11 protein-coding genes are annotated in these 16,134 nt (G+C 42.6%); 4 read left to right on the top strand and 7 right to left on the bottom strand.

The window, feature by feature from the left end:
- Window positions 1-16: 16 nt before the first annotated feature.
- Both dnaN and dnaA read right to left on the bottom strand, forming a co-directional pair.
- A complete protein-coding gene (dnaN, locus tag H6798_01065) occupies window positions 17-1,114 on the bottom strand; it encodes a DNA polymerase III subunit beta (GenBank protein MCB9821115.1) in 1,098 nt (365 codons plus the stop codon).
- Between the two features lie 237 nt (window positions 1,115-1,351).
- Window positions 1,352-2,728 (bottom strand): chromosomal replication initiator protein DnaA, encoded by a 1,377-nt coding sequence (gene dnaA, locus H6798_01060; GenBank protein ID MCB9821114.1) that lies wholly within the window; start codon window positions 2,726-2,728, stop codon window positions 1,352-1,354.
- Window positions 2,729-3,056: 328 nt separating this feature from the next.
- Between dnaA and rpmH the strand changes: the two genes are divergently transcribed.
- The 4 genes from rpmH to H6798_01040 all read left to right on the top strand — a co-directional run bounded on the left by rpmH (window position 3,057) and on the right by H6798_01040 (window position 5,056).
- A complete protein-coding gene (gene rpmH, locus H6798_01055) occupies window positions 3,057-3,206 on the top strand; it encodes a 50S ribosomal protein L34 (GenBank protein MCB9821113.1) in 150 nt (49 codons plus the stop codon).
- Window positions 3,207-3,276: 70 nt separating this feature from the next.
- On the top strand, window positions 3,277-3,621 hold the full coding sequence (gene rnpA, locus H6798_01050) for a ribonuclease P protein component (GenBank protein ID MCB9821112.1): 345 nt from the start codon (window positions 3,277-3,279) through the stop codon (window positions 3,619-3,621).
- 21 nt (window positions 3,622-3,642) lie between these two features.
- Complete coding sequence (locus H6798_01045; protein MCB9821111.1) at window positions 3,643-4,584, top strand: YidC/Oxa1 family membrane protein insertase; 942 nt, start codon at window positions 3,643-3,645, stop codon at window positions 4,582-4,584.
- A 1-nt stretch (window position 4,585) separates the two neighbouring features.
- Entirely contained in the window at window positions 4,586-5,056 is a 471-nt protein-coding gene (locus H6798_01040) for a single-stranded DNA-binding protein (protein ID MCB9821110.1), read from the top strand.
- Window positions 5,057-5,232: 176 nt separating this feature from the next.
- On the opposite strand, the gene H6798_01035 is transcribed toward H6798_01040, so the two are convergent.
- The 5 genes from H6798_01035 to H6798_01015 form a co-directional block, all read right to left on the bottom strand.
- Window positions 5,233-6,132, bottom strand: coding sequence for a UTP--glucose-1-phosphate uridylyltransferase (locus H6798_01035; protein ID MCB9821109.1), 900 nt, complete (start codon window positions 6,130-6,132; stop codon window positions 5,233-5,235).
- Window positions 6,119-7,243 (bottom strand): glycosyltransferase family 4 protein, encoded by a 1,125-nt coding sequence (locus H6798_01030; GenBank protein MCB9821108.1) that lies wholly within the window; start codon window positions 7,241-7,243, stop codon window positions 6,119-6,121. The genes H6798_01035 and H6798_01030 overlap by 14 nt, the downstream gene beginning before the upstream one ends.
- Complete coding sequence (locus H6798_01025) at window positions 7,243-8,361, bottom strand: glycosyltransferase family 4 protein (GenBank protein MCB9821107.1); 1,119 nt, start codon at window positions 8,359-8,361, stop codon at window positions 7,243-7,245. The genes H6798_01030 and H6798_01025 overlap by 1 nt, the downstream gene beginning before the upstream one ends.
- Window positions 8,362-10,041: 1,680 nt before the next feature.
- The gene (locus H6798_01020) at window positions 10,042-10,200 is read right to left on the bottom strand and encodes a hypothetical protein (protein ID MCB9821106.1); all 159 of its coding nucleotides are present in this window, start codon (window positions 10,198-10,200) and stop codon (window positions 10,042-10,044) included.
- A 28-nt stretch (window positions 10,201-10,228) separates the two neighbouring features.
- Window positions 10,229-10,495, bottom strand: a complete 267-nt coding sequence (locus tag H6798_01015; protein MCB9821105.1) for a hypothetical protein — start codon at window positions 10,493-10,495, stop codon at window positions 10,229-10,231.
- Window positions 10,496-16,134 lie beyond the last annotated feature (5,639 nt).

The following is a 16,134-nucleotide window of genomic DNA, read 5'->3' as shown; positions in this document are numbered from 1 at the left end:
GATAGCAACTTAAGGCTCAGCTTTTTAATGGCATAATGATATGCAGGTAGTCGGTATGGTCGGGACTTTTAAGTACGCATGGATCGAGTTTGCCATTCATGTTAAAAATAATACTCGGGCCCTGAATTGAGGCAAGTCCATCGATTAGAAAACGTGAGTTTAACGATATTGACGCGCCATCTCCGCTGATATTAGCTGGGATGCTTGTGTTGTTTTCGCCAATCTGACTAGCAGCCGACTTAACTGAAAGGCTTTTTGTATCGGGTGAAAGCTCGATCATAATCGAGCCAGCGCTTTCGCGAGCAAACAAGCTCGCCAACTTAGAGGCGCTAACAAATTCGGCTTTCTCTAAATCTGCCGAGTTTGCAAAACTAGCAGGCAAGAGTTTGCGGTACTCCGGATAGGTACCTTCTATAAGGCGAGAAACCAGCTCTATGCCGGCGAACCTGAAGGCAACTTGCTGTGTGTCGGCGTGCACGAATATATCTTCGTCTTTGTCGCCAATGATTCGTTGTAGGTCGGCAAGGGCACTAGCAGGTATCAATAGACTAAACTCGGCCTTACTCTTGCCAACCAACTTTTCACTAAGTCGATACGAATCTGTTGCCGCCAGATATATTTCCCCGTCAACAGAGTGAAGTAAGACGCCTGTTAGAACTGGTCTGGCATCGTCTGTGCTGGCAGCAAATACAACTTGATTCAAAGCCTCTTTAAATATTTTTGTATTAACTTTCCAAATAGGTTCATCTTTTACCTCAGGAATTACAGGGTAGTCGTCCGCCAACATGCCGTTAATAGTTGAGCGGTAGTCAGCCGACTTAACATAGATCTTGTGGTCGGTTACTTCTATGTCGACAGTACCGCTCGGAAGACTGTTTATGTACTCTTGAAAAAGCCTAGCCGGGACTGTAACGACTCCTTCTTGATTTACTTTAGCACCGACAGACTGAGTGATTGCAATCTCTAGATTGGTGGCCGACATACTTAATCGACCCTTTACGGTCCTCAGGAGAATGTTGTTCAAAATAGGCAAACTTCCTCGACTCGAGCTAGCGACACGTGCCAGATTTCCTAAAGCCTGAGATAAGTTTTCCTGAGTAACCTGTATATTCATTATTTTTCCTTTGTAATAGTTAATAGTAGACTCTGTGGAAAGTGTGCATAAGCCGAGGCGGACAGGGGTAGATTAAGCTCTTTCTTGTGTTCATATGCTTGGGTAAACATGGCAGGGACGGCTCGGAATACTCGGGGAAAAGTTAAAATATTCTGAAGTAAAGTGCCGGTTTGACGTAAATTATCCCAAGCGTTTTCTGGAGATAAACACAACTTAAGCGGATTTTGTACACATATTTTACGCATTCAGACCCTCCCTTATTTCTTGGAGCTGTTGTTTAAGAATCAGGTCGACACTTGCTTCTCGATTGATTTTATCGACGGAGTGGATGGCTGTAGTGTGGTCTTTACGACCAAGTTCGCCAGCTATCCTAGGAAAACTCATCTTTAACTCACTCCGCAGCAAGTACATGGCCACTTGACGAGGCATGACAATATCTTTGTCACGTTTTGGACCCTTTATGTCCTCGACCTGGATGCGGTAGTATTTGGCGACACGTTCAACAATTTGCTTAGGGCTTATATGCTTTGGTCGACTAGCGAGTTTTGCGAACACAACCTTAGCAACCTCTAACGTAGGTTCAACATTTCGTAGGTCACAAAAGGCCATTAGCTGGTTTAGAGCGCCTTCGAGTTCACGGATATTGGTTGTAAAGCTGTTAGCTAAATACTCGACACATTCCTGACCGATATTAAAATTATTGCCGATTGCCTTGGTTTGGATAATTGCGCACCTGGTTTCAAACTCGGGTGTTTGCATGTCGATTGCCATACCCATTTGAAAACGACTCCTTAATCTGTCTTCTAGGGTAGGAATTAAGTGAGGTGGTTGATCGCTACTTAAAATGACCTGCTTATTTGCTTGGTGAAGCACATTAAAAGTGTGAAAGAACTCTTCTTGAGTTTTTTCTTTGGTGGCAATAAATTGAATATCGTCAACAATAAGAACATCAACACTCCTATAGTGTTGGGTGAAAGCCCCAACCTTCTTAAATCTGATCGAGTCTGTAAATTCTTGAACAAATTGTTCGGAGGTGACATAAACAACCTTAGCTGAGGGGTTGGCTCGAAGTACCTCGTTACCAACAGCTTGGATTAGATGGGTTTTGCCAATCCCAACCCCTCCATAGACAAACAGTGGATTATACTTAGTGCCAGGGTTGGCGGCGATTGCTTGGCAGGCAGCGTAGGCTAACTCATTGGAACTACCTGTAACGAAAGAGTCGAAGGTGTACTTAGAGTTTAGGCCTTGCCTGTAGTTGTGGCTTGAACTAACAGTAGAAGTTGTGTTTGGAACACTAGAACTTTCTCGGACAAGACTGACCTGAACACTGTCATCTTCTTCTTTTTCGGCAGACTTGTCCCGAGGTGTGTGAATCTTGTAAACGATTTCCTCTGATTCAATACCTTGTTTCTTTAGGGTCTCCTCGATAAGTTCATTAAACTTTTGCTCCAGCTGCTGTTTTGCAAATATATTAGGTACGCCGATAACTAGCTCATCGTCTGATTGACGAATCAACTGGGTGTTCTTAAACCAAGTTATAAAGCTAGCTCGTGAAACACTAACTTCTATTTCCCCCAAGACTGCTTGCCACAAGGCTTCACCCTCTAGCATAAATCCCTCCAAAACTTCTGCTAGTTAATATACACAAGACAATGATACTTTTCCACAGAAGAGGCAATTTTAACAACGAGCACATCTAAAAAACCTACGACTACTGATTATTTTTCCACAACAAGAACCTAACTTCTTAAATAATGTGGAAACTATTGCTGCTATTGTGTAAAAGAGCCAGACTCAAGGGTAAAAAATATGCTAAAAATACAACCTTTTGAGCAATATTATTGACATTGTGCAAAAATGGCACGAAACGTTGTTTGATTTTGGAGCACAGCCCTGTTATAATAACGCGTCTTTTGAACACACTAAATAGAGAGTAGATATGCCAAAAAGAACCTATCAACCAAAGAAACGCCAGGCCGCTAAACAACACGGCTTTATGAAGAGAATGAAAACCAGGGCGGGACGACTCGTAATTAAGCGACGAACTGCCAAGGGACGAGCACGAGTAGCCGCCCGGACAAGCAAATAATAGACTGAGTTAATAAATAACCACGACAAAAGTGGTTATTTTTATAGAATATTTTTGCTTTAATAATAGAATGATTTCCCGAAAAAACCGTTTTAGCGGCCATAAAAGTCTTAATTTTGTCTATAGGCATGGACAGAATATCCGAATGGGTATGCTTGCTTGCAAATATGTAAACAACCCTAAACGTCAAAGTTGGCGACTCGCAGTTGTAGTTAGTCGTAAGGTTGAAGACTCCGCTGTCGGGCGCAATCGGATAAGGCGTAGAATCTATGAAACCTTTCGCAAGTTGGCGACAGACGAGCTTGCTCATGTCGATATGGTTGTTACAGTCTTTGACTCACAAGTTAAGGGCATTAGCCAAGACCAGCTCAACAAGTTGGTGACTCAGATAATACTAGCTGTAAATAAGCAATAATTTGTTAAAATATACCCACATATGTTTGAGACAATTTTAATTAAGCCTGTTTTTAATCTGCTGGTTGCTATCTATGCACTTATACCTGGGCATAATCTAGGTATTGCGATCATCATCTTTACTGTTCTGATGCGAATACTAATGTGGCCCCTGGTTAAGAAACAACTACACCACGCCAAAGCAATGCGAGAACTCCAGCCCGAGATCAAGCGGATCAAAAAAGAAGCCGGCAGCGATCGGCAAAAAGCAGCAATCGCAACAATGGCGCTATACAAAGAAAGGGAGATCAGACCTCTTGCTGGCGCCGGCTATATACTAATTCAGCTTCCGCTACTCATTGCCCTTTATCGAGGAGTAAATCGAGTTGCCAACAATCCCCAGGCGATTATCGACAACTCTTACTCGGTGGTTCTTAGGCTCGATCATATGCAGGAGCTCAAGCAAGACATCACTAAGTTTGACTCAACTTTTGTTGGCACCGTCGACCTCACCAGAAGAGCGACCGAAGATAACGGTATTTACTGGGGGGCAATGACATTCGTGATTCTTAGTGCCTTAGTTCAGTATTATTCAAGTAAACAGCTTATGGTTAGCGGTAATGAGAAGAAGTCTCTTCGCAAACTCCTCAAAGACCAGTCAGAGGGCAAGGACGTCGACCAGAGCGAAATCAATGAAGCTGCTGGCAGGTTTACTCTATACATAATTCCAGGCATGATTTTCTTGGTGTCGTTAGGGCTGGTGGCCGCACTACCATTCTACTGGTTCATCAATGGACTAATAGGCTACATGCAACAACGGCGTATCTTAAACCAGGATCAAACCGAACTACTAGCTACAGTAGATGGTAAGCCAGCTGTTGCAGAGGTCGCTCAAACCGAGAATAAGAAACCAAACGCTAAACAAAAACGCGAAGCCATGAAGGCAGGAAAAATCACCCCAAGCAAAACCAATAATAGGAGGTGATATGGACATTAACGAAGCAACCAGCAAAGCTCAGAAATACACTGAGGACATGCTAAGTTTTTTCGGCCTAAATACAGTCGTCGAGGCAACCCATGATGAGGAGGTTATCAGTTTGTCGATTCCTTCTACTCACCTTAACGGGTTTTTAATTGGTTCGCGCGCCGAAACGCTTCATGCCTTTCAAAACATGGTAATTACCTATTTAAAGGCTGCCGGCTATGAGTTTGCACGCGTTAATCTAGACATCGCCCACTATAAGCAGCAGCGGCAAGAAAGGCTAGTAGAGCAAGCCAAAGAGTGGATAAAAGAACTCAAAGACAATGGTGGGAGTAGAAGTTTGCACCCGATGAACGCTGCCGATAGACGAATAATTCACCAGTTAGCCTCAGAATACGGTCTCGAAACCGAATCGGTTGGCGAAGGTCGCGACCGACATATTGTCTTGAAGGCCAGTGGAGTCGGCGAAGGCTAATGTCACTTTCGGTTGACTAGTCGTTGGGGCGGTGGTCTATCTAGAAAAGTAACTGTTATTTAGTATGAAATTTAATTTAAATTAAATTTTTTTGACCAAGATGTTTGATTAAGTCTCCTACTCGGCCGCTGTCGATTAGCTTGTTTATGAACTGGCGATGTAAGTATATATTCAGGCTAGATTTCTTTAACAAATGTTTTTAAGAACTGCCTAAACTCCTCACCAATATTTGGATTCATAGCCGCGAACTCAACGACTGTTTTTAAATATTCTAGTTTATTGCCAGAGTCAAAGTATCGACCATTCTCGATAATTTTAGACACTACCCGGTGATTGTCTTTAAGCATCAACTCTAGACCATCGGTGTAGCCAACTTCAACATCATCTGGCTTATTGCCTCGGGCTACATGGAGGTAGTTAAAAATTTCCGGCGTAAACAAGTAGCCACTCACAACACATACATTCGACGGGGCTTTAGCCTTACCGGGCTTTTCAACAATAACCTTTGTGTCCATGACGGTCTCGGACAGCATGGTTCCGCCAGACATACCATAGCGTGTGTAGTCATCGTCCTTGGTTGCTTTGATGGCTGCGAGAACCGAACACTGCTGCTGCTTGTAGGTCTCGATTAGTTGGGTAAAGCGATTCGGTGAAGCGGCGATAAAGTCGTCGGCAAAGGTGTAGATGAATGGCTCATTGTCGACTAGGTGTTCGGCGCATAACAGCGGTGTGGCGTTACCGTAAGGACCTTTTTGGCGAATGTATACAAAATTGGCAAGTCCTGCAATTGCCTCAATTTCTTTGAGCTGGTCGATTTTGTTGCCTCGCTTGAGGTTCTCGACCAGATCCTGGCTGGGCAGATCAAAATGATCTTCGATACTGCGTTTATTGGCACCGGTCACGATAATGATATCTTCGATCCCAGCCTCCACCAGCTCCTCGACCACGTACTGGATAACCGGCTTATCTACTAGTGGCAACATCTCTTTTGGCATAGCTTTTACCTGTGGCAAAAAACGACTACCAAAACCAGCAGCAGCGATTACTGCTTTACGAATAGGTTTAGTTTTTTTCATCCAAGACCTTATTGTACACCGCTAATGTTTGCTCGGCCATGCGCTCCCAGGAGAATTTTTTATATTGTTTCTTGCCCTCTAAGATAAGCTTCTTGCGCAATTTTGGATCACTCAAGATCTGCTCAATCGCCTGAGCCATATCCCCTATATCATATGGATTAAAGTAGTTGGCTGCACTTCCTGAAACTTCGGGCAAACAAGTAGCATTACTACTAGCTACTGGTGCACCTAAGAACATTGCTTCGAGGTTCATCAATCCAAAGCCTTCGGCAATTGATGGCTGCACATAACATGCACAATTTTCATAGGCCCAGCGTAGCTCTCGGTCATCGACAAACCCTAAGAACCTAACACCATGATAGTTCTGTTTGGCAACAATCTTTTTGAGCTTCTGAGTGTAGTCGTTCTCTTTACCGATTAAAGCGAGCTCTAGTCTCGGGAGCTTCTTTCGGAGTAACTGTAGAGCCTCAATTAATCTTAGCTGACCCTTATACTCTGAACTTTGGCCAACATATAGGAGGAATTCCTTACCATTGAGCTGATTGATATGTTTTGGCTTAACGTTAGCCAATTCACCGGCGGTTCCTTCAGGCGTAACAACAATCTTTTCGGGATTTCTTAATTTGGTGTAGTCAACAATATCTTGTTTGGTGTAGTTTGTCGGGCTAAGAATAAATTTGTTCGAACGAACAACGTGCTTAAGAAATCCCCTAAATATTAAGCGCTTCAACTCATATCGTAAAATGCCATTTGTATGGATATGTAGGTGGATATAATTAAGGTCATGGATGGTGGTGATCCTGCTGTGCTTCAAGAAAAGTGGCTGCTGGGGAAGCCAGAAATGTACTAAGTCGGGACTGTGTTTTCTTATTTCTGCAGCCAGCAACAACTGCTCCCTAAAGGTGTTCAGGGGTATGTCAACTACTACCAGGTTGAAGTTTGGCGCCTTTGGCCTCCAACTATGCTGGTCGCGCGCATCGACATCGGCTCTTCGACCCAATATCACATATTGATTTGTTCTATCGAGTCGTTCGAGTTCCATGAGCAGCGAACGAATATACCTGCCAGTGCTCGAACGCATGTCTCGAGCATCAATTAGGATTTTGGACATTAAATACCAAGCCTTTCGACGATTTCCTTAAAGCCCGAATCATCTTTGCGATAAGAATCTACCCTAGATCTTCCTTTTTTTACCAGCTCTTTTAATAAATTTTTATCTAGCAGGGTTGTCTGGATCGCCTCTTTAATGGCTTCCGAGCTCTTGGGGTCGAAGTAAATCGATGCTTTTCGACAGACCTCTCTAAATACTGGTATGTCACTCACGACTGTAGGGGTGTCACAAGCCATGGCCTCGAGTATAGGCATTCCGAAGCCCTCGTTTAAAGATGGCTGCACATAGATGGCGGCGTTCTGATACATAACCAGCTTGGTGGCCTCATCAACATAACCCAGGTGGTAGATCATGTAGCCTTTTTCCTTCAGTTTATTTATGTAGCTAAAGAATTGTCTATTACCCCAGCCATATCCTCCGCCGAGCACCAAGGGATATCTTGAGGAAATCTTATTTGGCAACAGCTCGTAGGCTTTGAGTAGATTCATGTGATTCTTTCTAGGCTCTATAGTTGCTTGGTAATATATGAATTTCCTGGATTTTAAATTTAAGGGCAGCACTGGTCTGTTGGCGCTAGGTGCATAGATTGGGTGCGGCGGGATACCGGTGACGACAATCTTTGACGAATCGATGTTTAGCAGTCTAACAAACTCTTCTTTGACCGTTGCAGAAGTAGTTATAACGATGTCCGCTCTTCTCATCGACCCAGGTACCGTACGGCAAAGGTAGTCGGAGCCCGTGGGCAATAAATAAGACATTAGTCCTTGCCGCTTGTTATCAAGAGAGCTTGGGTTAGTGATAAACTCTGTATCGTGTACAACAACGGCTGTTTTGGTTTTTTTCGACCAGTTACCAAAACCATTGAAGTCTGGAAAAATAGCAGCCTTGTAGCCTGTTCCCCAGAGCAGCTGGAAGGGTAGTCTAATGTTAAACGCTAATAACTTATAAGCCACTCTTCTTGTGACTAACGTGTTTCTGTCTGATTTAGCGTCTCTAAAACCACATCGGACCTGCTCCGAACCAGATATCCGTTGGAGTTCCTCAGACAGGTAGGCGGCGTAATAGCCAACTCCAGTCATTGTCTGGGTTAACCGAGAAGACTCAAAGACGTATCTCATACAGTCTTTTGTAAAAGCTATTAGTAGGGTTCAACACGGTCTTTAATGAGGACTCATGTTCCAGCTTTGGATCTTCTGTTTTTCGCCACAGCATACCACCTGCTGAAATCTGGATGTTGTCTTAGATAGAGTGATTTTTCTAGCAATGTCTTGAGGTTCGCCTGTAGTGAAAAGTCCTGGGTCTTATGTCGTCAATTTGATCTTTAGTTCTCCAATCCGGTGGCGATAACTGGCAACCCAAAATACATCGCCTTATACAGTTCGACCCCATCCCTCAAAATGTGACATGGAACTACCAGTGATCAAAAACTACATGCATATAACTAGAAATTTTGATGGCTACAACAAACCGTACCTGAGCTTTGTCCCAAATATTTTTCAGCATTATCGAAGTCTCCGGCACCTACAGCCAGTAAATTAATCTTTCGTGCTTTAGATTTCCATTGCTTCAAGAGTTCATATAGATACCCCTTAGTTTTGTATATCAATCCTTCCACATATCCAACCATAAACGGCATCTTTATTGACGGACTTTGGCGCTATGAGATTGTAGTCGCGAAATCTATATCGCTCGGTATAACTGAGATTTTAATATTCGATATATTCCAATTTCGTAAGCTCGAGGACAGTTTTAATAATTGAATTTCGTCGCTGTTTAGGTATATATATGATCTGCTTTTGTCGTTGATTTTGCGTACAGAGACTTAACTATCCTTCCAAAAATATTTTGGTTTTTGTTGATATCTGGTGAACTAAGTCTCCAGCATCTTCAAACAACAGGCTTACTGTGAAGCGGTTTTGCCATTACCGAAAAACAATCTGGCCAATCTTGAATGTGGGTTATACATCTGGTTTATGAAAGATGGTAAAGCGGCAGCCGCAAACCGATGATTAGCTGGAGATGGTGGTTACCTGGGATTGAGTCTCTTGGTGCGGAACCAGTTAAGGTCATAGTTTGTTAAGAATACTAATACTTCATGTCCGAGTTTTCGAGATAGATGGTGTGCTGTTTTATTGACATTTCTGCTCCACCTGGCGATTTAGGGCAAGAAAATCGGCTAACTTTATAATTTAATATCAATGGGCAACATAACTCTATTCCACATAAGATCTCGTAAGGCCTGATAATCTGGATATCAAAATTCTGCAACCATATATTCACGGTAAACAGTATCTTCTGTTTTTCCATTTCACAATAAAAATAAAGCACGCGTTGTACCTATGGTGTTAAATTACTAACGTCCCTAACTCTGGTGTTGATATTAATTATCTTTATGATTTAGCCTCTTAGTGCCCAGGGCTACGATGAATCTGCCTATCGATGCAAGGTTGTGGTTTCGCATCAGAAATGATTAGGTATACGAACGGACTAGAAATTCGCCTGTCTGTCTGGTTGTTTACAATCTTTAGTCGAGATCTAGTTGGGAGATCACCAGCCAGATTTGACTCAACTTCGGCTTAACTGATATCTCGACGCTATCCTCAATAATCGAGTCTTCAGCTTAAGTTGGATGTTTCATTTATCGACTATCTTTGAACTAAGCTCATCTTTAGAGCTTACCGTTTAGCGAGATGTATTGAGATATGGCGTCCTTGAGATTGCTAAGCGTCGTCAAACATATCTCGCCGCTCTCCAGGCCAACCCCAGTGCAAATCTTCCGAAATTGGGAGACTACACGGCTAACAAAAAATAATTGTTGTTCCACTTTTTGCTATGTCTTTCATTCCGGCAAGGCTCTTCTGTTTAAACTTCACGTCTCCAACCGATAAAACCCCGTCAATCATCAGGATGTCGGCCTTAAAGTGGGCTGCAACAGAAAACGCAAGCCGAATTTTCATACCAGATGAGTAGAATTTCACGGTGTGTCTAGAAACTTCTCTCTACCTCAGAAAAATCCACGATACCTGGAACTTTTATCGATCTCCCTTCTTGCTCACAAGTGGTCGAGCCATTAAAGTAAACGTTTTCACGACTAATTAGCCTGATGAAAGCCAGTCTTACCTCCAGCAGACTTGCCATGGTGCTGCCCATATGTATGCTGCCATCTGATGGCTGGGTAATTTTAGAGCGATCTTCAACAAAGCCGATTTCAATAGACCTGTCTTGCCCATTAAACCGACCACATCCCCGCATTATTTGCAGATTTATGTTATCGAGGAGTATAAAATTTTTTCATGAGAACCTACCCTTAGCTCCGATTAGCTCAAGTGGTTTTCAGCATATCGACCAAGTTAAGGATCCTTAAGGGTGGGTGAATTTGAGAGCGCCTTGTATTAATCAATAAGTATTCTTTGGTTATGCCTTCATGATCGGCTGATTCTTTTCATATGATGTCGGCAATCTCTTTGGCTTGAACATACCAAGGCCAAGAATAATATCACAAGATCATGGATTATTGATATCGACAGGAATCTATAGTTGACTGGCCGTAGGTATATTTAGTAAAGACGCCCGTGATTGTGTCTACGACTCTAAATATTACAGTTTAGTATAGTACCCACTTATAACCATTGCAATTTTGCCCGACCTGACAGACAACTGGCGTCAAGAAGAGCATGGCTTGGTATCGAAGAATGGCACTAACGACGTCCGGTATTTGACATTTAACGAGGCCATGTATAAAACCACCCTAGTGTTGCTACAATGCCAGAAGTAGCAGCATTGGTAGCAGGCATAATCATCCCTAAGATACCTCGGGTAAACCCGAAATAAAACACATAGCTAAGTGTATATTATGGCTGCAAAGAAATCAATCATCCCTGTTATTGTAGATACGGGGATCATGAGGCGTGGAAAATATATCTTATTATGCCCTGATACGAAAACTAAACTTCCACCGACCTGTGTGACGGTTTGTGAGAAGTAGGACCAGTACACATCAGCCCAGCGTATGCAAAGATTGATAGGGAATCTCAGATGAGCTGGTGTTGACGTTGGCGACCTTATTGAAGGCTGTAAGCAATATCATTACTACCATTAAGATCAGTGGTCTAAACATAAAGCCCAGAGCGCGCCGCTGATTGCGGTTTGCTTGTAGCGGACCTAAAGTTCCACGAAGAAGTACAACAATTCTGCGCTCCCAAACCGGCGCGACCGTACGGTTTGGAGGTAATCACTGTATTGTATTTGCCATTAAAGTGATATTATACCACAAATAATCAGACTCAAAATGGTATTATCATCGTCTAGGATGAATGTATTTATTTTAGGGTAACAGGCAGATAGAAACCACATGACCCAAATAAAGGCCTGTGAAAATTAGAAGAATTTACTGTATGGATACCGGAAACTCGCTTCGCGTGAATTTGCGTGACGAGACCAGGCTAGATTATCCTAAAATCATAATAGAAGCTGATAATCGTCTTAGTTGGATGCTTGTCCTGACAGTCGAGATCTGGCGCTGTATGCATCTAAAGCGGGACGCAGAGGCAACAGCGAAAAAGTTTTAATAAACGGTGGAGTGGCGCCATAGTGCGATACGCATGTTCTTGAAGCAGCATTCACATGGTTCCAAACGAGAAACTGATGAAACACAGAGACTGGTCGCCTGTCGTCAATATGTGCGTTATCAACGACAACGTAACTGTCATGGTGATAAATCGCAGACATTGGCTATTATAGATCTAGAAACCACCGAGGACGGTTTCAGAAGAGGTGTTATTAGGGCATAAAGAAAATCCTGCCTACCGCATTTGCTGAATCCTAAGATTACGCACAACGAATCAAAAACACTAGGATGCTGCAGTAAATACGCTTTGTTATGAATATTGAGGATACAATTATCGCCATCGTTCTTGGTATGTTTTTAGGCTGCTTATTATGCGGTCATTAGACTATATAAAAATGTTAGCTATCGTAGTCGCGACGACCTCAGGCAGCATATAGATAGGTCGCTGAGAAAGAACTTGACGCATAAAAGCTACTCCCACCACAAGGATCTATACCAAAGAGTCAAAGACATCTAGAGGCTAGAATCTCAAACACGATACAATACCAATCTATAAGCAGATCGAGGCTTTATAAACTCAGAGAGACATAGTCGGTAAAGATATTTTTAGCTAAAGCAGAACCACCAGGGCGTCGCCTGATGCCTCTATTGGCTCTGGTTAGATACGTTCAGCAAGCTAAGCCCAAGAATATAGTTGAGTTTGGTAGCGGGTCTCTACCATGGTTTTGACAAGTGCCGCCAGCTATGCGGTGCAAAGTAACCTCATCTGATAACGAAGAACTTTTGCTTCGAAACCAGAAAGACTCTCATGGGAGCAGATATAACGAGTCCTATAGCGACCACTCTACCAAACAGTTCGGTAAGCGCACACGCACAGCTGGTAATTTCGGTTATGGACGAAGACTCACTTCAACGACAGTCGACCTAGTAAGGCCGATGGGCCCCTGAGTCAGTACAGGATGAAGTGAGATATCCAGCACTCCCAAGACTTGTAGGAAGAATGCTGAAAGGCTCTTGCGACCCGACGACTCTAACAGGTGCTGAGACCAATATAGTTAATAATAAGTGGGCTAAAGCAATTTCCTGATTTCGAGCACAATGTGGATAAGGCAGAATGTTGTCTGGCAGTTTTAATGCGGAACTACTAATTCCAACCTCTGTAAATAATATTTGCCTTTTCAAATTCTTGGCGACGATCTTATATGCGGCAGGTCCATCAATTACTACGATGTTCTTGAACTGACTTTTGTTTTGATTTTCTTTTGAATAGGTCGTGATGAGTAGCGATTAGTACGGCCGACACTTGAGTGCTTAGATTGAGGTAGCTGGAGTTTTAGCAATGGATCATAGACATTCAAATCTTGCTCCAGGTTCAGTGCGGCAACAGCTTTTAACTTCGTAGGATGGGCCTTTACTATCATCATCGACGTTTGGTTTTGTAGAAAGTCCAGCAGAAAGCGCAATCTTAGTGTTTTAACTGGCAGTTCAGCCTTTGTTGAGTGAATCGATTAACAACTCGACAGTATACATAAACTGTTTATTCTTCTTACAAACGCAGAAAATCATGCGCTCGAAACCATAACCGCGGGGTATATTCGATTAGATAGGTATGGGTCAACTGGGATGCAGTGTCTACTAACACTAACACTGACGGTGTGGGTATAAATGCAAAGGTTTTGTGGCTGCTCCGTCTATTACGTTCTCGATATTGATATCCATTCTTTGAGAAAGACATAGCTAACTCATTAACGAAAGCAATATTTATATCTCTAAATGAATTCTCGACGACCTTAATCTGCCTCGGTTTTATTCGACCCCATTGGTTTTATGGTGCTGTTCACGATGCTTATAAACCTGATCAAATAAGCACACCTAGAGCTTTCCTTACTGTCGGCGCCAACCACTCGGTTTATGTTGCCAACGTTCCACTTAGGATCACCAGGGTTTATTCTTCCGGACAATGAGCGGATCATGTAGCTAGAAGTGACTTACCGCATTCTTCCATCAAGGATTACTATTGCTTCGCAGACACCCGGGTTAATCGTTGATTTCAATTCAATACCAGTAGGGCACCCCTTTAGGTGGAGCCAATGTTTCAAAATGGCGCCTTGGCGTGGTTCAAGATCTGGCCTGATACTGTTTTTTACCGGAGTTGAACACAGACATGACACAATAATATCCGAGTCACTTATATTTGATATGTCGAATACTTTGATCTTGTTGGAGACATAGATTCGGACATACCGTCAACAAATGGTGACTACCGCTATTTATTAACCGACTTTGATTCATCTAAATCTACAATCTCCCATACATCATCATAACCATTCTTGCTAGTTGTAGCAAAGAAGGGCAACCCAACATACCCCATAAACCCACAACAGCAGTAACTTTCATCTACACTTTTAAGCTTACATGAGTATATGCGATTATATTGAAGCAGGCATTTAAATAAAAGTGTTTTTAAGGTCTAGGTTGTCCCATGGGCTGCCATCGGCATCTGCTAGAAATGCTTCATCTTCTTGTTTGTAGGTATGGATTATCATATGAACTCTAATAAAGCATATATCTGTGCGTTGATAGCAGAGCCTACTGCCCGCATTGCTAGCCGGTGAAGTTCTGAGTCGTTTCGTTTTACAATTCCGAATCTCATTTTTTCATTATATCGCGGGAGGCCATAATCGTTGCGCCTGGGAGCTGGTATCACGTAGGTCTCTTCGTTTTGTGGCAACCAGCATCTCCCATCAGTCTGAGACAAGTAAACAAAGTTACCCCATTTTACAACAATCCGGCGCTGTCTGAGCAGATCAGGGCGGGCGTACAGGTCGTCTATAGGTGTTCTGGTCCATACCAGTCATCATCATCCATTTTAGTGATCAGGTCACCAGTACTTTTCGTCTAGGGCGAGATTAAGGTTCTCGCTAAAAATACCAATACTGCTCGGCCGGCTAATAACCTTTAGCGTTGAACGGTAACTTGACGCAATCTTCTTGATGTCGGCTATTATGTTAAAAACCGGTATCACCGCAACACCATTACCAGCCTTTTGTTTTCATATTTGGCGATTAATATTTTCGGAGTGCATGCTTGATGTGCTCCTGTCTAGAGGTCGAGAGAATAATCGATATTTCTAGGGTCTTAGGTCTACACCTAGGACTCCAAGAGGAAGAGCCCTAAATGCCTAGAAACGATGCAAAAATCATCACCCCCGACGCCATCAATAAACAGAACGGCCTTCGCTCAATCTGTCGAGCGGTTTGCTTTTATCTATAGACGTATATGTGTATGGATATGAATAACCTGCTCGAATATTGGGCTTTGCGACCGCAGGACATCCAACTGCGATGTGTGGAGTAGCGACCAATTTCCAGTTCTTCGGACTTAAAATTTACTATATCAAGTGCAGCTTGATTGGCTTTCTTGAGTTGTGATGGATTCCCGAAGTTGAAGCGCCTGCTAGCTTGAGATCAACTTTAGGGTTATTGGATCAGCCTCTAAAGACAAATCGTATCTTTGGGCGACTTCAGAGACCAGTTTTTGATTTGTTTTAATGGATTAACAAAACATGGATGCTGATAACTTCTTGTTTTTATACTGAATTGTTTGTTAAGGCTTGTACCTATGATATGGGTGGTTTAATAAATAGAGTGGGTCGTCAAGGTTGCGCTTACTTAGCCAATAAATCACCGGGCAGCACGCCTGCGTTGATAAATTTTTTGCAGATGGCTGAATTGGATGTATTGCCTGGAAAGCTACTGACTTGCTACCAGGGTTAATTACCAGCATTTCTATGCCAACTCGGCAATATTCCCATGGGCCGGAATTTATCTTGAAAGGTAATAATAGTGTAATGGTGTTCAGCCAGTCGACCTCGCCAATTACGGCAACTTTAACGGGGGTACCATTTAAAGGGGGAGTATTTTGATAAGCCTATCACGTCCGTCTATGCGTTGTCTAGAAAATCTTGGCTGTCGGCATTTCAGAAGGAAGGTAGATTTTTCCGCCCGCTTTAGTAGGGATGGTATTTCGGTCGTTAGAAGTAAATCCTTTGACAGGATTTTTTACGAATCTTTATAAAGTTTATGGTTCTAAAACTCTCCAATTCTAGATCATACAAACTGCTTGTACATTTCTTATTTTTTCAACGGCTAGTTGTTCAGCCAGCTTGAGTTCTTTTTTTGTCATTTAAATGTCTTTGCTTTTTGTGGTATGACATCAGCTAGTCCTCGATAATGCTATATAAATTCATGAAAATTTTAAAGAAAAATAGATGACAAATAACAATTTTAATTCAATCGGAGAGTTGATAGAATCCCATGCGTTA

The organism is Candidatus Nomurabacteria bacterium (assembly GCA_020631905.1).
GTDB lineage: Bacteria > Patescibacteriota > Saccharimonadia > Saccharimonadales > VXPC01 > JACKGQ01.
Note: the sequence above shows the minus strand (reverse complement) of the source record. Positions and strands in the feature narration are given on the sequence as shown.